The organism is Candidatus Sodalis pierantonius str. SOPE, assembly GCF_000517405.1.
GTDB lineage: Bacteria > Pseudomonadota > Gammaproteobacteria > Enterobacterales > Enterobacteriaceae > Sodalis_C > Sodalis_C pierantonii.
In genome coordinates this window covers 1,417,849-1,433,921 of record NZ_CP006568.1, presented here as the reverse complement: position 1 = coordinate 1,433,921, position 16,073 = coordinate 1,417,849, and the positions used below count along the sequence as shown (strand labels likewise).

Sequence of the window (16,073 nt, the reverse complement as noted above, 5' to 3'; positions counted from 1 at the left end):
ACAAATTTCAGAAAGCACTTAAAAGCGCCGCGCCGACAGAAGGAAATCGGTTAAACCGGAGCGAAACAGCCATAAAAAAAGGATGCTTTCGCACCCTTTTTAACACCGTTACACGCGGATTCAGCCGGTGATTTGCGCGTGCATTTCCTGCACCGAAATTACCTGGGCGGTGGCGTCGGCGTTGAGGGACATCGCGGTAGCGAACCCGCCGTTCAGCGTCGTGTCGTAATGGACTTTATACTGCAAGGCGCTGCGCCGGATGAGTTTGGAATCCTCAATCGCCTGGCGGCCGGCGGTGGTATTCACGATATAGCTGTATTCGCCGTTTTTGATCCGGTCCTGAATATGCGGCCGTCCCTCATGGACTTTATTCACCAGACGCGGATTGATACCTGCCTCGCCCAGGATCACCGCCGTGCCGTGGGTAGCGTCCAGCTCAAAGCCGTGTTTCAGCAGCTTGGCCGCCAAGTCTACCACCCGGTCTTTGTCGCCTTCACGTACCGACAGCAGCGCACGGCCGCTTTTCTTCATGCGCGACTGGCTGCCGAGCATCGCCTTGGCGAACGCTTCGGCGAAGGTCCGCCCTACGCCCATGACCTCGCCGGTGGAGCGCATCTCCGGCCCCAGAATCAGGTCAACGCCGGGGAATTTGTTAAACGGCAGCACCACCTCTTTCACCGAGTAGTAGGGGGGAATGACTTCGCGCGTCACTCCCTGCTCCACCAAGGATTTGCCGACCATCACCCGGGCGGCCACCTTCGCTAAGGCTACGCCGATGGCCTTGGAAACAAACGGCACCGTGCGCGCGGCGCGGGGGTTGACCTCGATGAGGTACACCTCATTATCCTTCACCGCGAACTGGACGTTCATCAGCCCCCTGACCTGCAGCTCAAACGCCAGTTTCTCCACCTGCTGGCGCATGACATCCTGAATTTCACGGCTCAGCGTATACGCCGGCAGCGAACAGGCCGAGTCGCCGGAGTGCACCCCGGCCTGCTCAATGTGCTCCATGATGCCGCCAATCAGCACGTTTTCGCCATCGCAAACCGCATCGACATCCACTTCCACCGCATCATCCAGGAAACGGTCAAGCAGCACCGGCGCATCATTGGACACGCTAACCGCGCTGTGGAAGTAGCGCAGCAGGTCCGTGTCATCGTAAACGATTTCCATCGCCCTGCCGCCCAGGACATAAGAGGGGCGCACCACCAGCGGATAACCGATAGTGGCAGCTTTTTCCACCGCCAGGTCAATGGTGGTGACGGTGGCGTTGGCCGGCTGTTTCAGCCCCAAACGCTCGACCGCCTGCTGAAAACGCTCCCGATCTTCTACCCGGTCGATGGAATCGGGGCTGGTGCCAATCACCGGCACGCCGGCGGCTTCCAGCGCGCGGGCCAGTTTCAGCGGCGTCTGGCCGCCGTACTGTACGATGACGCCCTTGGGCTTTTCGATACGCACGATTTCCAGCACGTCTTCCAGCGTCACCGGCTCGAAATAAAGACGATCCGAGGTGTCGTAATCTGTGGAGACCGTTTCGGGGTTACAGTTGACCATGATGGTCTCGTAACCGTCTTCCCGCAGCGCCAGCGAGGCGTGTACGCAGCAGTAGTCAAACTCGATGCCCTGGCCTATCCGGTTCGGGCCGCCGCCCAGCACCATGATTTTCTCGCGATCCTGATGAGGCTGGGATTCACACTCCTCATCATAGGTCGAGTACATATAGGCGGTATCGGTGGCGAACTCGGCGGCGCAGGTATCCACCCGCTTATAGACCGGGTGCAGATTGTAGCTTTCGCGTAATTTGCGAATTTCTGCCTCCGCCACGCCCACCAGAGCGGCCAGCCGCGCATCGGCAAAGCCCTTGCGTTTCAACTGGCGCAGGCAATCGGCGCTAAGGGCGGTGACGCCTCGCTCCGCCACGTCGTTCTCCAGCTTGACCAGCTCCTCGATTTGCACCAGGAACCAGCGATCGATATTGGTCAGGTTGAACACGCCGTCCACCGACATGCCGGCGCGGAAGGCGTCGGCCACATACCAGATACGCTCGCCGCCGGCATCCTTCAGCTCGCGCCGCAGGGTGGTCAACGCTTCATGATCGTCGAGATTGACCTTGGGATCGAAGCCGCTGGCTCCCACTTCCAGCCCGCGCAGCGCTTTTTGCAGCGACTCTTGCTGGGTGCGGCCGATGGCCATGACTTCACCCACCGATTTCATCTGCGTGGTCAAACGGTCGTTGGTACCCGCGAATTTCTCGAAGTTAAAGCGCGGAATCTTGGTCACCACATAGTCGATGGAGGGCTCGAAGGAGGCCGGCGTGCGGCCGCCGGTAATGTCGTTCATCAGCTCATCGAGGGTATATCCCACCGCCAGCTTAGCGGCGACTTTGGCGATGGGGAAGCCGGTCGCCTTGGACGCCAGCGCGGAGGAGCGGGAAACGCGCGGGTTCATCTCGATAATGATAAACCGGCCGGTTTTCGGATTGACCGAGAACTGGACGTTAGAGCCGCCGGTTTCCACACCGATTTCGCGCAATACCGCCATTGAGGTGTTACGCATGATTTGGTACTCTTTATCGGTCAGGGTCTGCGCCGGCGCGACGGTTATCGAGTCACCGGTGTGGATACCCATCGAATCGACGTTCTCGATAGAACAGACGATGATGCAGTTATCTTTTTTATCGCGCACCACCTCCATCTCATACTCTTTCCAGCCGATGAGAGACTCATCGATCAGCAGTTCGGTGGTGGGGGACAAATTCAGACCGCGCTCGCAAATTTCTTCAAACTCTTCGCGATTATAGGCAATGCCGCCGCCGGTGCCGCCCATGGTGAACGAGGGGCGGATAATGCAGGGGAAGCCGACATCCGCCGCCACCGCCAGCGCCTCGTCCATGGTATGTGCAATGCCGGAGCACGCGGTTTCCAGGCCGATTTTTTTCATTGCCTTATCGAAACGCTGGCGGTCTTCCGCCTTGTCGATCGCGTCAGCGGTGGCGCCGATCATCTCCACGCCGAACGCTTTCAGCACCCCTTCACGCTCGAGCTCCAGGGCGCAGTTGAGCGCCGTTTGGCCGCCCATGGTTGGCAACAGCGCATCCGGCCGCTCTTTTTCGATAATTTTGTGCACCACTTCCCAGTGAATAGGCTCGATATAGGTTGCATCGGCCATGTCGGGGTCGGTCATAATGGTGGCGGGGTTGGAGTTCACCAGTACCACGCGATAGCCCTCTTCGCGCAGGGCTTTGCACGCTTGCGCGCCGGAATAATCGAACTCACACGCCTGGCCGATAACGATAGGACCGGCGCCCAGGATCAGGATACTTTTTATATCGGTACGTTTTGGCATCTCAGGCTCCTGATACGTTAGGCTGTGAGCGATAAGCGTTGATGAGCTCGATAAAATGGTCGAACAGCGGCGCGGCGTCGTGCGGGCCAGGGCTGGCCTCGGGATGCCCCTGGAAACTGAACGCCGGTTTGTCGGTGCGGTGCAGGCCCTGAAGCGTGCCGTCAAACAGTGAGGTATGGGTTACCCTGAGCGTGGCGGGCAGCGTTTTTTCATCCACCGCGAAGCCGTGGTTCTGGGCGGTGATCATCACCCGATCGGCCGCCAAATCTTTTACCGGGTGGTTGCCGCCGTGGTGACCGAATTTCATCTTCACCGTCTTGGCGCCGCTGGCCAGCGCCAGCAATTGATGGCCCAGGCAAATGCCGAACAGCGGAATATCGGTGGTGAGGAAGGTTTGGATGGCGGCGATCGCGTAATCGCAGGGCGCCGGATCCCCCGGGCCGTTGGCCAGGAAAATGCCATCGGGGTTCATGGCCAGCACCGTTTCAGCCGGCGTCTGCGCCGGCACCACCGTCAAGCGGCAGCCCCGATCCACCAGCATGCGCATGATATTGCGCTTGATCCCATAGTCATAAGCCACCACATGATAAGGCAGGTCAGTCGCCGGCGCGGGTAATCCTCCGTCCAGAGTCCAACTGCCCTGGGTCCAGCTGTACTGCTCAGTGGTACTCACCTCTTTCGCCAGGTCCATGCCATTCAGGCCGGGGAATTCGCGGGCTTTGCGCAGCGCCAGCTGCGCATCCGGATTATCGCCGGCGATGATGCAGCCGTTTTGCGCCCCTTTTTTCCGCAGCAGACGCGTCAGCTTACGGGTATCGATATCGGCGATGCCGACAATATTCTGCTGCTTCAGATAATCCGAGAGCGACAGCGTATCGCGAAAGTTGCTGGCGATGAGGGGCAGGTCGCGGATCACCAGCGCCTGCACGCGGGGGGATTCGTTGTCTGCTTCATTGGTGCCGGCATTGCCGATATGGGGATAAGTGAGAGTAACGATTTGGCGAGAATAGGAAGGATCAGTGAGGATTTCTTGATAACCAGTGATTGACGTATTGAAAACCACTTCCCCCACCGCCGTGCCCTCTGTCCCAATGGCCCGACCATGGAATTGGGTTCCGTCTTCCAGAACCAACAGCGCTGACTTTATCAAAACACCCTCCAAGGAATATTCAGTCATTATATTTGCATATTAATTCATTCAAACGGCATGAATCAATGCAAAAATCACCTGTAAGGTAGAATTTTGGCAAATTGGGCGCATTTTAAAGATGACCCTATAGTTTGTCTACCCTAAAGGGATATTTTTTAACTGTTTTCGTCCACTTTAGCGTAATGATGGCATGAATAGCGTAAAAAAGAGGATAAGACAGCCCAGGAAAACGGTTGCTCGCTATTTTGATGGCGCCAGAGCGGCAAGTGGTGCTCTTCGGCGCCTTTTGGCGGAGGAAACCGCTGATGGCGCCGTATAATCCCACGCTTAATGTTAAAAAAGGGGAGTTTAACGAGGGAATCAACCTAAATTGGCAAAAATCAGACCACTTAAGCGACCCACCCCTAATTATTCAATATAAACAAGCCGTTAATACGAACATATGAAGAAAACAATTTAGAAAAAACCCTATAATTTGTCAAGACCAAGCACATTTACCATATCAAAAAGGCCCTTTTTTTGGCCCGAAAGCCAAACGGCGGCACGCACCGCTCCGCTGGCGAAAGTCATTCTGCTTGACGCTTTATGGGTGATCTCCAGGCGCTCGCCGACCTCGGCAAACATGGCGGTATGCTCACCCACGATATCGCCGGCCCGCACCGTGGCAAAGCCGATGCTTTTCGCTTTGCGCTCGCCGGTATGGCCTTCACGGCTGTACACCGCGCAATCGGCAAGATCGCGCCCGAGGGCGCCGGCAATCGCTTCCCCCATGGCTAGCGCCGTGCCTGACGGGGCATCCACTTTATGGCGGTGATGCGCCTCGATAATTTCAATATCGGCCTCCTCCCCCATCACCTGCGCCGCTTTTTCCAGCAACTTAAGCATCAGATTGACCCCGACGCTGAAGTTGGCGGCGAAAACAATGCCCGTCTCCTGCGCCGCCGCGTGAATGGCCTCTTTCTGCGCATCGCTAAACCCCGTGGTGCCGATGACAATGCCTTTGCGATGCCCACGGCAAAAATCCAGGTACGCCAGGCTAGCGTCGGGTCGGGTAAAATCAATGAGGATATCAAAATCCTCTTTTACCGCCACGAGATCGTCGCTTATCGTGACGTCGAGGGCGCCGATACCTGCCAGCTCACCGGCGTCCATCCCGCACAATCCCGAACCGTCGCGGCTTAACGCCGCGCCCAGCGCCGCCTGTTCCGACTGCGCCACCGCCTGGATTAGCTGGCGCCCCATCCGGCCACCCGAGCCGGCGACCGCGATGCGGATTGTTATGTTGCTCATGGATCCTCTCACTTTTTTATCTTGTCGGTTATTCTCAGGTTAACCGTGCCGGAGCGCCGCCGCCAGCAGAAATCCGTGGTGATGATAAATTTGCGCTCGGGCGCGCAAAGGATGAGCTAGGCCGCTGACCGACGACATTTTTTTGCGCCGCGCAGCGCAAATTGAATGTTTATTCATAGCCAATGCGTTTTTACGCTTTCCCCATCGCGTAAAGCCGCTACACTTAGCGCTTATTGGCAAGCCAAAGATGAGGTCAGGACGGAGACGCTTTTTAGCGGTCAGGTGCGTCCGGTGGGCGATTATCGCGCCGAGCTGGGGGAATCCCCGGTCTGGTGCAGCCAGAGTCGGTCCCTATTGTGGGTCGATATTTTACAACGCCGATTGCTGCGCTATTGGCCGGAGCGGGATGCCATCGAACAGCGCAGGCTCGCGCCGCTGTTCAGCGCCGCGCTGCTGACCGAGCGTCGCGAACAGTTTATGCTGTTGAGCGACCAGGGCATCCTGCTTTATCACTGGGAGGATTGTCAGGCGCAGCCGGCGTTGCTCTGCCCCTACCAGCGTGACGCGGCCGGCACCCCCTCAACGAGGCCGCCATCGCCCCTGATGGTTCCCTGTGATTCAGCACCATGGACGTTAACGAATCGGCGCCCCTCGGCGGCTGGTATCGGTTTGCCCCGGGCGATTCCCGGCCGGTCAAAATGGCCGGCGCCATGACCATTCCCAACACGCTCGCCTGGCATGAAGATCGCGTCTGGTTTGCCGACAGCGCCGAGCAGTTGTTTTTCTCAGCCAGCGGCCTGGGAATTCTGCCGCAGGAGATGCGTAGCCACGCCGCCGACGATATGACGCCCGACGGGTCGGCGCTCAGTCATGAGAGGGATTTGATTAACGCCCGCTTCGGCCACGGGTGTCTTAGCCGCTACCGTATCCGCCACGGTACGCTTACGCTCGCCGAGCATGTGCCGCTGCCGGTCACGCAGCCCAGCTGCTGCGCCTTTGGCGGCCCCGGAGGCACGACGCTGTTTATCACTTCGGCACGTAAGCAGCTGGCGGCCCCCGGCGAGCTGGACGGCGCACTGCTGCAGTGCACCAACCTACCGTTTCCGGTTCGATTGACCCGCGGCTTGGGAGGGTACGCCGTTACGAAAGCGTTAGGCAAGACGGCGATGATGGCATTACTCCACCATCTTCACGTCGACCCGCAGCTCTTTCGGCACTTCAAAGACGATATTTTCCTCGCGGCCTATGAGCTCTTCAGCGTCTTCGGCGCCCAGCGAGCGCAGACGTTCGATTACCCGCTGCACCAGGATATCGGGCGCCGAGGCGCCGGCGGTAACGCCGATTGCCTGCGTGCCCTGCAGCCAGCTTTCCTGGATGTCGCCGGCGCTGTCAATCAGATAGGCCGGCTTGCCAACCCGCTGGGCGAGTTCCGCCAGCCGGTTGGAGTTGGAGGAGTTTTTCGAGCCGACCACCAGCACCACATCGGCATCGGCGGCCAGATTGCGCACCGCTTCCTGGCGGTTGGTGGTCGCGTAGCAAATATCGTCTTTGCGCGGCCCGATAATCGCGGGGAACCGCGCGCGAAGCGCGTCAATCACGTCAGAGGTATCATCCACCGATAGCGTGGTCTGGGTCATAAAGCACAGATTATCAACGTTTTTGACGTTAAGCCGCCAGACATCCTCCGGCGATTCGACCAGATACATCCCTCCGTCGGGGTTGTTGTATTGCCCCATGGTGCCTTCCACTTCGGGATGACCGGTATGGCCAATCAGAATGGCCTCGGTCCCCTTACGGCTGGCGCGGGCGACCTCCATATGCACTTTGGTCACCAGCGGGCAGGTAGCGTCAAACACGGTCAAATCGCGGCGGCGCGCCTCTGCCCGCACCGCCTGGGAGACGCCGTGGGCGGAGAAAATCAGGATGGAGCCATCAGGCACTTCAGCGATTTGCTCGATGAAAATCGCTCCCCGCTGGCGCAGCGTATCGACCACATAGCGGTTGTGCACGACTTCATGGCGCACATAGATGGGCGCGCTATAGATTTCCAGCGCGCGCTCAACGATACTGATTGCCCGGTCAACGCCGGCGCAAAATCCGCGCGGATTAGCCAGCAGTATGCGCAACGGTCGCCTCCAGTTGCGGGTCAATTGCCAGTACTTCAATATCGAACCAGACCACTTTACCGGCGAGCGGATGATTAAAATCGACGGTGATAGAGTCGTCCGCCACGTCGCTTATCAGCCCCGGCATTTCGCTGCCGTTGATACCGGTAAACAGCATAATGGTACCCACGTCCGGCACGCCGGTCTCAATAAAATTGCGGCGCGAATAAAACTGAATGAGATCGGGATTGGACGGACCGAACGCCGACTCCGGCGCCAGGGAGAAGCTTTTCCGGTCTCCCGTCCGCAGGCCGAGCAGCGCCTGCTCCAACTCGGCGGACAGGCTGCCGTCCCCGAGCCGAAAAAGCGCCGGTTTGTTTCTCGCGCCGGGTCGAATCGGCCAACTGCCCGTCCGCCAGTTTAAGATCAAAATGCAGCAATACCGCGCTGTCCGGTTGTACGGCGTGATTAGTCATCACTTCACCCTTTCTGCCTGGCGGTTTTGCCGGCGGGACGGCAAAAGCCCTCCAGCACAATCAGTACGGCGCCAATGCAAATGCCTGCATCCGCCACGTTGAACGTGGGCCAGTGCCAATCGCCGACATAGAAATCAATAAAGTCGATCACCACGCCATGCACCATCCGGTCGAACAGATTGCCCAGCGCGCCGCCGATAATCATCGCATAGGCGGCGTTAGACAGCCTGGCCCGCTTGTCTGAACGATACATCATGACCAGCAGCACCACCGCGATGATCACCGCTATGGCGGAGAACGCCCAGCGTTGCCATCCTCCCTCGTCCGCCAGGAAACTGAAGGCGGCGCCCGGATTGTGGGCATAGGTAAAATTAATAAACGGGATAACCGGCACCGACTCGCCAAGCCAGAAATGCGCCATGACCCACTGCTTGCTGCCGAGATCCAGCGCCAGAACCACCAGCGCCAGCCAAAGCCAGCGCAGTCCCGTGGACATAATCGTTTTATTCATCAGACAAACTTACGCTCTTCGCCCGGGCCGGCCACATTGGTGACACAGCGACCACAAATTTCCGGATGATCGGCATGCTGACCGATATCCGTCTCATAATGCCAGCAGCGCGGGCATTTTTCCCCCTCGGCTTTTGCCAAGGCAATCTTCAGCCCCTTCAGCCCTTCGCACTGCACCGCGTCATCGCCGGCGTCGCCATAATCCGCCACGACCGCGCTTGAGGTCAGTAGCGCGAAGTAGAGTTCATCGCCCAATTCACGCAGTGAAGCGGCAAGATCCGGCTCCGCGTACAGCGTGACCCGAGCCTCCAGTGAGCCGCCGATGCGCTTGTCCGCCCGCGCCTGCTCGATAACCTTGTTAGTTTCGCTGCGCACCTGCAACAGCGTCTGCCAATAAGCATCGTTCAACGGCTGGGCGGCGTCCAGTCCGAACAGGCCATCGTACCACTCTTCGGTAAAGACATACTGCGCCCGTTCCCCCGGCATAAAGCCCCAGATCTCATCGGCGGTAAACGACATGATGGGCGCCATCCAGCGCCCCAGGGCTTCAATGATATGATACAGCGCGGTCTGGCAGCTGCGGCGGGCGATACTGTCCGCTTTGGTGGTGTACTGACGGTCCTTGATGATATCCAGATAAAAAGAGCCCATCTCGACGGAACAGAACTGCATCATACGCTGTACGACATTATGGAAATCATAGCTGTCGTAAGCGGCGACGATCTCCGCCTGCGCCGCCTGCGCCCGGCCCACCGCCCAGCGATCCAGCACCACCATCTGCTTCGGGCTGACGCTGTGGCGCGCCGGATCAAAACCGTTCAGGTTGGCCAGCAGGAAACGAGCGGTGTTGCGGATGCGGCGATAGGCGTCGGCGGAACGCTTGAGGATTTCATCGGACACCGCCATCTCGCCGGTGTAATCGGTGGAGGCGACCCAGAGACGCAGAATATCCGCCCCCAACTTGTCCATGACCTGCTGCGGGCTGACTACGTTGCCCACCGATTTGGACATTTTCCGGCCTTGCCCATCAACGGTAAAGCCGTGGGTCAGCACCTGACGATACGGTGCCTTGCCGTGCATGGCGGTAGAGATCATCAGCGACGACATGAACCAGCCGCGATGCTGGTCAGACCCTTCCAGATACATGTCGGGCGCATGGCCTTCAAATTCCGGCCGCACCGCCACCACGGAGGAGTGGGTGGAGCCGGAGTCGAACCAAACGTCGAGGGTATCCGGCACTTTGTGATAATGCGCGGCATTGTCACCCAAAATCTCGGCCGGATCCAAATCCCACCAGGCCTGAATGCCGTCCTGCTCAACCCGCTGCGCCACCGCTTCCATCAGTTCAATAGTGCGCGGATGCAGCGCTTCGGTCTCGTTATGCACGAACAGCGCCATCGGTACGCCCCAAGTGCGCTGACGCGAAATGCACCAGTCGGGACGGTTGGCGACCATGGTCTCAATGCGCGCCTGGCCCCAGCCGGGGATCCACTGCACGTCCTTGATCTCTGCCAGCGACTGCTTACGCAGGCCGAGCTGATCCATGCTGACGAACCACTGCGGCGTGGCGCGAAAGATAATCGGCGTTTTATGGCGCCAGCAGTGCGGATAGCTGTGCTGTAGCTTTTCCACGTGCAGCAGGGCGCCGCTGTCGCGTAGCAGATCGATGACCACATCATTGGCTTTAAACACCTGCAAACCGTCCAGCGCCGGCAGCGTACCCGGTAGATAGCAGCCATCGGGACCGACCGGATTGGCGACTTCCAGACCGTATTGCTGGCCGATGACATAGTCGTCGGGGCCATGGCCGGGGGCGGTATGCACCGCGCCGGTGCCCGCGTCCAGCGTCACGTACTGGCCCAAAATGACCGGCACATCGAAGCCCATGAACGGATGACGGAACCGCAGCAGCTCCAGCGCGCTACCTTTGGCGCTGCCGAGCACCGTCCAACCCGTGATGCCGGCGCGCGCCATGACGCTGTCCACCAAATCGGCGGCCAGGATATAGGCTTGCCCGTCAATCTCGACCCATTGATAGTCGAAGTCGGGATGGACGGCGATGGCGCGGTTGGCCGGCAGGGTCCACGGCGTGGTGGTCCAGATCACCAGTGACACTTGACCAGTAAAATCAGCGATGCCGAACAACTTGGCGGCGACCGCGGCGGCGTCTGCGGCCGCGAAAGCCACATCAATGGACGGCGAAGTCCGGTCGTAATACTCCACTTCCGCCTCCGCCAGCGCGGAGCGGCAGTCGATGCACCAGTGCACCGGCTTGGCGCCTTTATGCAGATGGCCGTTGGCGATAATCTTACCGAGGGCGCGAATAATATTCGCCTCGGTAGTGAAATCCATCGTCAGGTACGGGTGTTCCCAGTCGCCAAGCACGCCCAGACGAATGAAATCCTTTTTCTGCCCCTCCACCTGTTCGGCGGCATAACGGCGGCAGGCGGCGCGGAATTCCGCGGCGCTGACCTTCTCGCCCGGCTTGCCGATCAGTTGTTCCACCTTCAGCTCAATCGGCAGGCCATGGCAATCCCAGCCCGGGGCATAAGGCGAGTCATAGCCCATCAACCCTTTGTATTTAATAATAATATCTTTAAGAATTTTATTGACCGAGTGACCGATATGAATGCTGCCGTTCGCATACGGCGGGCCGTCGTGCAGAATGAAAGTTTTCTTGCCCTTCCTGGCGTGACGAATAATCCCGTACAGATCCTGTTCATACCAGCGTTGCAGCATGCCAGGTTCACGCTTGGCTAAATCGCCGCGCATGGGAAACCCTGTGTCCGGCAAATTCAGGGTATTTTTGTAATCAGTCATTCGATTCTCGGTTCCGTTTTCGGTTTGAGCATTATTGAGGCGTCGCCAGCCCGAAATAGTCGCGGGCGCTCATCACATCATTCGCGATTTGCCGCTTTAAGTCGTCAAGCGAAGCAAACCGTTGTTCATTGCGCACTTTCGCGCGAATCACCACCTCGATATGGCAACCGTACAGGTTCATGTCCACATCCAGCAAATGCACTTCCAGCCGCTGGCGCAAACCGGCCACCGTGGGCCGGGTGCCAATATTCGCCACGCCGGGCAGCGGCCGGTCGGCGATGCCGTAGACTTCCACCGCATACACGCCGTTGATGGGCGCCTGCCGCCCTTTCAACGACACGTTGGCAGTCGGGTAGCCGATCGTCCGCCCCAGTGCGTCGCCATGCACCACTCGGCCGGAGAGGCTATAGGGATGCCCGAGCAGCATTTCCGCCTCCATCAGACGATCCTGCGCCAGCGCTTCGCGCACGGCGGTGCTGCTTATGCGCCGACCGCCTTCGGTGTAGGTGACGGTGCTCATCACCTCGAATCCGGCCGCTTTCCCCGCCTGCTGGAGCAGGGCGTAATCCCCCTGACGCCGAGCGCCAAAGCGAAAATCGTCGCCGACGCCGATGAAACGCACGCCCAGTTTTTGCACCAGCAGATCCGTCACGAAAGCGCCGGCGCTGAGCGCCGCAAACTGCTTGTAGAAAGTGACGCATACCACCGCGTCCACGCCGGCGGCCGCCAGGTATTTCACCTTGTCGCGCAGCCGGGTCAAGCGCGCCGGCGCGGCATCGCCGGCGAAATGTTCCTGCGGCTGAGGCTCAAATATCATCACCATCACCGGTAGACCGCGACGGCGGCCCTCAGCCTGCAATTCTGCTATGAGCGCCTGGTGTCCGCGGTGAAAGCCGTCGAAATTGCCGATGGTCAGCACGCACCCATGGTGACGTGGCTGTAAATTATGTATGCCGCGAATAAGCTCCATAGCAGGCTCAAGACACCTAAAACAGTGGAAATCGGCGGATTATACCTTGTACCACCGCTAAGGTTAACCCGCGATTCCAATCTTTGACATTGCGCGCAGAGAAAGCCGCGCTTATTTCGCCCCCGCCCTGTTTTCACGCAGGTTATGCTGCCACGAAACGCCGGTGGGCGGCACGTCCGCCCTTGCCCGCGGGCGAACTGCCGGCTCAGCACGCCGGTAAACGCTTTTTTCGCATGAAGCACTGTATTGTGTCGGCGGAAACTGATAGAATATTGCGCCATCACATTGTAACAGGCGTCGCGCGTTGTGTTGTTTAAGCGGCGCTTATTTGCACAAATCCATTGACAAAAGAAGACCGAACGGGCACATCCCTCGGCCTTTGAATTGTCTCATAGAACAAGTTTGGGAGTTGGACCTTGGCTAATATCAAATCAGCTAAGAAACGTGCCGTACAGTCTGAGAAGCGTCGTCAGCATAATGCAAGCCGTCGCTCCATGATGCGCACCTTTGTGAAAAAGGTTTACTCTGCTATCGCCGCCGGCGATAAAGAAGCTGCGCAGAATGCGTTTTCTGCCATGCAACCGATTGTTGACCGTCAGGCCAGCAACGGGTTGATCCACAAAAACAAAGCTGCACGTCATAAATCGAACCTGACCGCGCAAATCAACGCCATGCAGTAATTGCGGTAACGTTGTGCTTTGTTGAGAAAACCGGCCCTGGCCGGTTTTTTTATGCCCGCAAATCGCCGTTAAACGCTTGTCGGGCGCAAACGAAACGGCCTCGATCGCTTTTCCTGGCGCGCAAGCGGGCCTTGGCAATGGCTCTTCTACGGCTACCGGCTTGTGATTAGGCGCGGGTATTGCCTTCCTCTGGCAACGTCTGGGCGACAGACGCCCCGCTCCCCTGCGGCCGCGGCAAGACCGCGCGCAGCAGCAGGTAGCCCAAAAGCGCCGCGGTCACCGAGCCGGATAAAATACCGACCTTCGCCAGCACGATGGTGGTCGGATCCCCCTGCCCGAACGCCAGATTGGCGATAAAAATCGACATCGTAAACCCGATACCGCACAGTACCCCCGCCGCGGCAATGTGGCGAAATGCAATGCCGGCGGGCAGCCGAGCCAGTCTAAGCTTCACCGCCTCGGCGGTAAACAGCACTATCCCCAGCGGTTTGCCGACCACCAGCCCGGCGGCAATCCCCAACGGCAGCAGTGAGACCAAATGCCCCGGCGCTACGCCCCGCAGCGAGATACCGGCGTTGGCGAAAGCAAATAGCGGCAAAATCAGATACACCACCCACGGCTGCAGCCGGTGCTCCAGGGCGCGCGCTGGCGATTTGCCGGTTGCCGGCAGCGTGAGCGGGATAAGCCCCCCCACTATCACGCCGGCGAGCGTGGCGTGAATACCCGAAAGCAGGATACAGCCCCACAGTGCCGCCCCCAGCAGCAGGTAAAGCGCGAGAGACCGGACGTTGGCGCGATTCATCAGCGCCATTACCCCGATGACGCCCCCTGCCGCGGCCAGCGCCAGCGGATTAAGCGCGCTATTGTAGAACAGCGCGATAATCACTATCGCGCCAAGATCATCAATAATCGCCAGCGCCAGCAAAAACACTTTCAGGCTGGCCGGCACCCGAGTTCCCAACAGGGCCAGCACGCCGACGGCGAAGGCGATATCGGTGGCGGCCGGAATCGCCCAGCCGGCGCGCAATGCCGGCGCGCTGGCGGTGACCAGGCTATAAATCAACGCCGGCGCCGCCATTCCCCCCAGCGCGGCAAGGGCGGGAAACGCCGCCCGCGCGCGGCTATTGAGCTCCCCCTGCAACAGTTCGTATTTGACTTCCAGACCCACGGCCAAGAAAAACACCGCCATCATGCCATCGTTAACGATCAGCTGCACGGTCAGATGCGCAGAGGTGTCGCCCCCGGGCCGTGCGGGAAAATGAATAATGGCGTCATAGAGCGCGCTGGCGTCGGTATTGGCCATCACAATAGCGGCAAGCGCGGCGACGAAAAGCAATACGCCGCCGGCGGCCGGGTGAGCAAACATGCGGCGTAAAGACGCAGCGAACATAACGATCCTCAATTTTGGCGGAGAAGGGATTATTGTGCGGCAGGCGACAGCGGGGGTAAATGAAAACTGCCCCCCGTGCCGACGAAAATTCGCTTAGGGCGCCGCCGGCGCGGCAAAAAAACCCGGCGCAGGGCCGGGGAGATTTGCGCCGCGCCAGAGGCGGAGCCTATCAGCGGGTCAAATCGTCAAAAAACTTTTTCACACCGTCGAGAAAGCTTTTCGAGCGCGGACTGTTCTGATCGCCGCTCGGTCCACCAAAGCTCTCTTCCAGCTCGCGCAGTAGCTGTTTCTGACGCTCGTTGAGTTTTACGGGCGTTTCCACCACGACCCGGCACAGCAAATCGCCTTGCGACCCGCCACGCACGGATTTCACGCCTTTGCCGCGCATACGGAATAATTTACCGGTCTGCGTTTCCGCCGGCACTTTCAGCTTGACCCGGCCGTCGAGCGTCGGGACTTCGATCTCGCCGCCCAGCGCCGCCATGGCGAAGTTGATCGGCACTTCACAGTAAAGGTTGTTTTCTTCACGTTCAAAAATGGGATGTTTACGCACCTGGACCTGTACGTACAGATCCCCCGCGCCCGCCCCATGCTCGCCGGCTTCGCCTTCGCCCGTTAAGCAGATGCGATCGCCGGTATCCACGCCGGCCGGGATCTTCACCGACAGCGTCTTGGATTTCTCTACCCGGCCATGGCCGTGGCACTTGGTGCAAGGATCTTTAATGATCTTGCCCTGCCCCTGACAGGTGGGACACGTCTGCTGCACGGCGAAAAAACCCTGGCGCATCTGCACCTGGCCCTGGCCGTGACAGGTCGGACAAGTCACCGCCGAAGTGCCCGGCTTCGCGCCGCTGCCGTGGCAGACATCGCACTCTTCAAGCGTAGGGATACGAATTTCGCGGGTAACGCCGCGCACCGCTTCCTCAAGGGAAAGCTCCATGTTATAGCGTAAATCCGCGCCCCGGCTGGCGCGCTGGCGCCGGCCGCCGCCAAAGATGTCGCCAAAAACATCGCCGAAAATATCGCTGAAATCCGCGCCGCCGGCGCCCATGCCGCCCTGTTCAAAGGCCGCATGGCCATATTGGTCGTAGGCGGCGCGCTTTTGCGCGTCGGTCAGCACTTCATAGGCTTCTTTGATCTCTTTAAATTTCGCTTCAGCTTCGGCATTCCCTGGGTTGCGATCCGGGTGGAATTTCATCGCCAGGCGTTTATAGGCCTTTTTGATTTCACGCTCTTCCGCATCCCGGGAAACGCCTAAAATCTCGTAGTAGTCTGATTTCGCCATCGTCGTCTCTTCCTGCCCTCAACATGCTTGCACGGGCGCAGAGTTGCCTCGA

At 59.1% G+C, this 16,073-nt stretch carries 11 protein-coding genes and 2 pseudogenes; 3 read left to right on the top strand and 10 right to left on the bottom strand.

The window, feature by feature from the left end:
* Positions 1-120 precede the first annotated feature (120 nt).
* The 3 genes from carB to dapB form a co-directional block, all read right to left on the bottom strand.
* A complete protein-coding gene (gene carB / locus SOPEG_RS07310; protein ID WP_025244854.1) occupies positions 121-3,345 on the bottom strand; it encodes a carbamoyl-phosphate synthase large subunit in 3,225 nt (1,074 codons plus the stop codon).
* Position 3,346: 1 nt separating this feature from the next.
* Entirely contained in the window at positions 3,347-4,495 is a 1,149-nt protein-coding gene (carA, locus tag SOPEG_RS07305; RefSeq protein WP_025244853.1) for a glutamine-hydrolyzing carbamoyl-phosphate synthase small subunit, read from the bottom strand.
* Between the two features lie 468 nt (positions 4,496-4,963).
* Entirely contained in the window at positions 4,964-5,785 is an 822-nt protein-coding gene (gene dapB, locus SOPEG_RS07295) for a 4-hydroxy-tetrahydrodipicolinate reductase (protein WP_025244851.1), read from the bottom strand.
* Positions 5,786-5,950: 165 nt separating this feature from the next.
* Here dapB and SOPEG_RS26075 point away from each other — a divergent pair, with 165 nt between their 5' ends.
* The gene (locus SOPEG_RS26075) at positions 5,951-6,499 is read left to right on the top strand and encodes an SMP-30/gluconolactonase/LRE family protein (RefSeq protein WP_071882148.1); all 549 of its coding nucleotides are present in this window, start codon (positions 5,951-5,953) and stop codon (positions 6,497-6,499) included.
* Positions 6,412-6,765: pseudogene (locus SOPEG_RS30195) on the top strand (SMP-30/gluconolactonase/LRE family protein); the annotation flags it as partial. The gene SOPEG_RS26075 and the pseudogene SOPEG_RS30195, both read left to right, overlap by 88 nt.
* 195 nt (positions 6,766-6,960) lie before the next feature.
* Here the strand turns inward: SOPEG_RS30195 and ispH are convergent.
* The 5 genes and pseudogenes from ispH to ribF all read right to left on the bottom strand — a co-directional run bounded on the left by ispH (position 6,961) and on the right by ribF (position 12,666).
* Positions 6,961-7,911 carry a 4-hydroxy-3-methylbut-2-enyl diphosphate reductase gene (gene ispH, locus SOPEG_RS07285; RefSeq protein WP_025244850.1) on the bottom strand — a complete coding sequence of 317 codons (951 nt, stop codon included), beginning with the start codon at positions 7,909-7,911 and terminating at the stop codon, positions 6,961-6,963.
* A pseudogene (fkpB, locus tag SOPEG_RS07280) lies at positions 7,892-8,366 on the bottom strand (FKBP-type peptidyl-prolyl cis-trans isomerase). Before fkpB ends, ispH begins: the two are co-directional and overlap by 20 nt.
* A gap of 4 nt (positions 8,367-8,370) precedes the next feature.
* Entirely contained in the window at positions 8,371-8,877 is a 507-nt protein-coding gene (gene lspA / locus SOPEG_RS07275) for a signal peptidase II (RefSeq protein WP_025244849.1), read from the bottom strand.
* Positions 8,877-11,696 carry an isoleucine--tRNA ligase gene (ileS, locus tag SOPEG_RS07270; protein WP_025244848.1) on the bottom strand — a complete coding sequence of 940 codons (2,820 nt, stop codon included), beginning with the start codon at positions 11,694-11,696 and terminating at the stop codon, positions 8,877-8,879. The genes lspA and ileS overlap by 1 nt, the downstream gene beginning before the upstream one ends.
* A 31-nt stretch (positions 11,697-11,727) precedes the next feature.
* Positions 11,728-12,666 carry a bifunctional riboflavin kinase/FAD synthetase gene (gene ribF, locus SOPEG_RS07265; protein WP_025244847.1) on the bottom strand — a complete coding sequence of 313 codons (939 nt, stop codon included), beginning with the start codon at positions 12,664-12,666 and terminating at the stop codon, positions 11,728-11,730.
* A gap of 416 nt (positions 12,667-13,082) precedes the next feature.
* On the opposite strand from ribF, the gene rpsT reads away from it, so the two are divergent.
* Positions 13,083-13,346 carry a 30S ribosomal protein S20 gene (gene rpsT / locus SOPEG_RS07260; protein ID WP_025244846.1) on the top strand — a complete coding sequence of 88 codons (264 nt, stop codon included), beginning with the start codon at positions 13,083-13,085 and terminating at the stop codon, positions 13,344-13,346.
* Positions 13,347-13,512: 166 nt separating this feature from the next.
* On the opposite strand, the gene nhaA is transcribed toward rpsT, so the two are convergent.
* Together nhaA and dnaJ are read right to left on the bottom strand one after the other, a co-directional pair.
* Positions 13,513-14,736, bottom strand: coding sequence for a Na+/H+ antiporter NhaA (gene nhaA, locus SOPEG_RS07255; protein ID WP_025244845.1), 1,224 nt, complete (start codon positions 14,734-14,736; stop codon positions 13,513-13,515).
* 169 nt (positions 14,737-14,905) lie between these two features.
* Positions 14,906-16,021: a molecular chaperone DnaJ gene (gene dnaJ / locus SOPEG_RS07250; protein ID WP_025244844.1), complete on the bottom strand. Its 1,116-nt coding sequence runs from the start codon at positions 16,019-16,021 to the stop codon at positions 14,906-14,908.
* Positions 16,022-16,073 lie beyond the last annotated feature (52 nt).

Bases quoted from the DNA above. Each gene is read 5' to 3' on its own strand.
- carB (WP_025244854.1), bottom strand. From the start codon at position 3,345: ATGCCAAAACGTACCGATATAAAAAGTATCCTGATCCTGGGCGCCGGT.
- dapB (WP_025244851.1), bottom strand. From the start codon at position 5,785: ATGAGCAACATAACAATCCGCATCGCGGTCGCCGGCTCGGGTGGCCGG.
- SOPEG_RS26075 (WP_071882148.1), top strand. From the start codon at position 5,951: ATGTTTATTCATAGCCAATGCGTTTTTACGCTTTCCCCATCGCGTAAA.
- lspA (WP_025244849.1), bottom strand. From the start codon at position 8,877: ATGAATAAAACGATTATGTCCACGGGACTGCGCTGGCTTTGGCTGGCG.
- ileS (WP_025244848.1), bottom strand. From the start codon at position 11,696: ATGACTGATTACAAAAATACCCTGAATTTGCCGGACACAGGGTTTCCC.
- ribF (WP_025244847.1), bottom strand. From the start codon at position 12,666: ATGGAGCTTATTCGCGGCATACATAATTTACAGCCACGTCACCATGGG.
- nhaA (WP_025244845.1), bottom strand. From the start codon at position 14,736: ATGTTCGCTGCGTCTTTACGCCGCATGTTTGCTCACCCGGCCGCCGGC.
- dnaJ (WP_025244844.1), bottom strand. From the start codon at position 16,021: ATGGCGAAATCAGACTACTACGAGATTTTAGGCGTTTCCCGGGATGCG.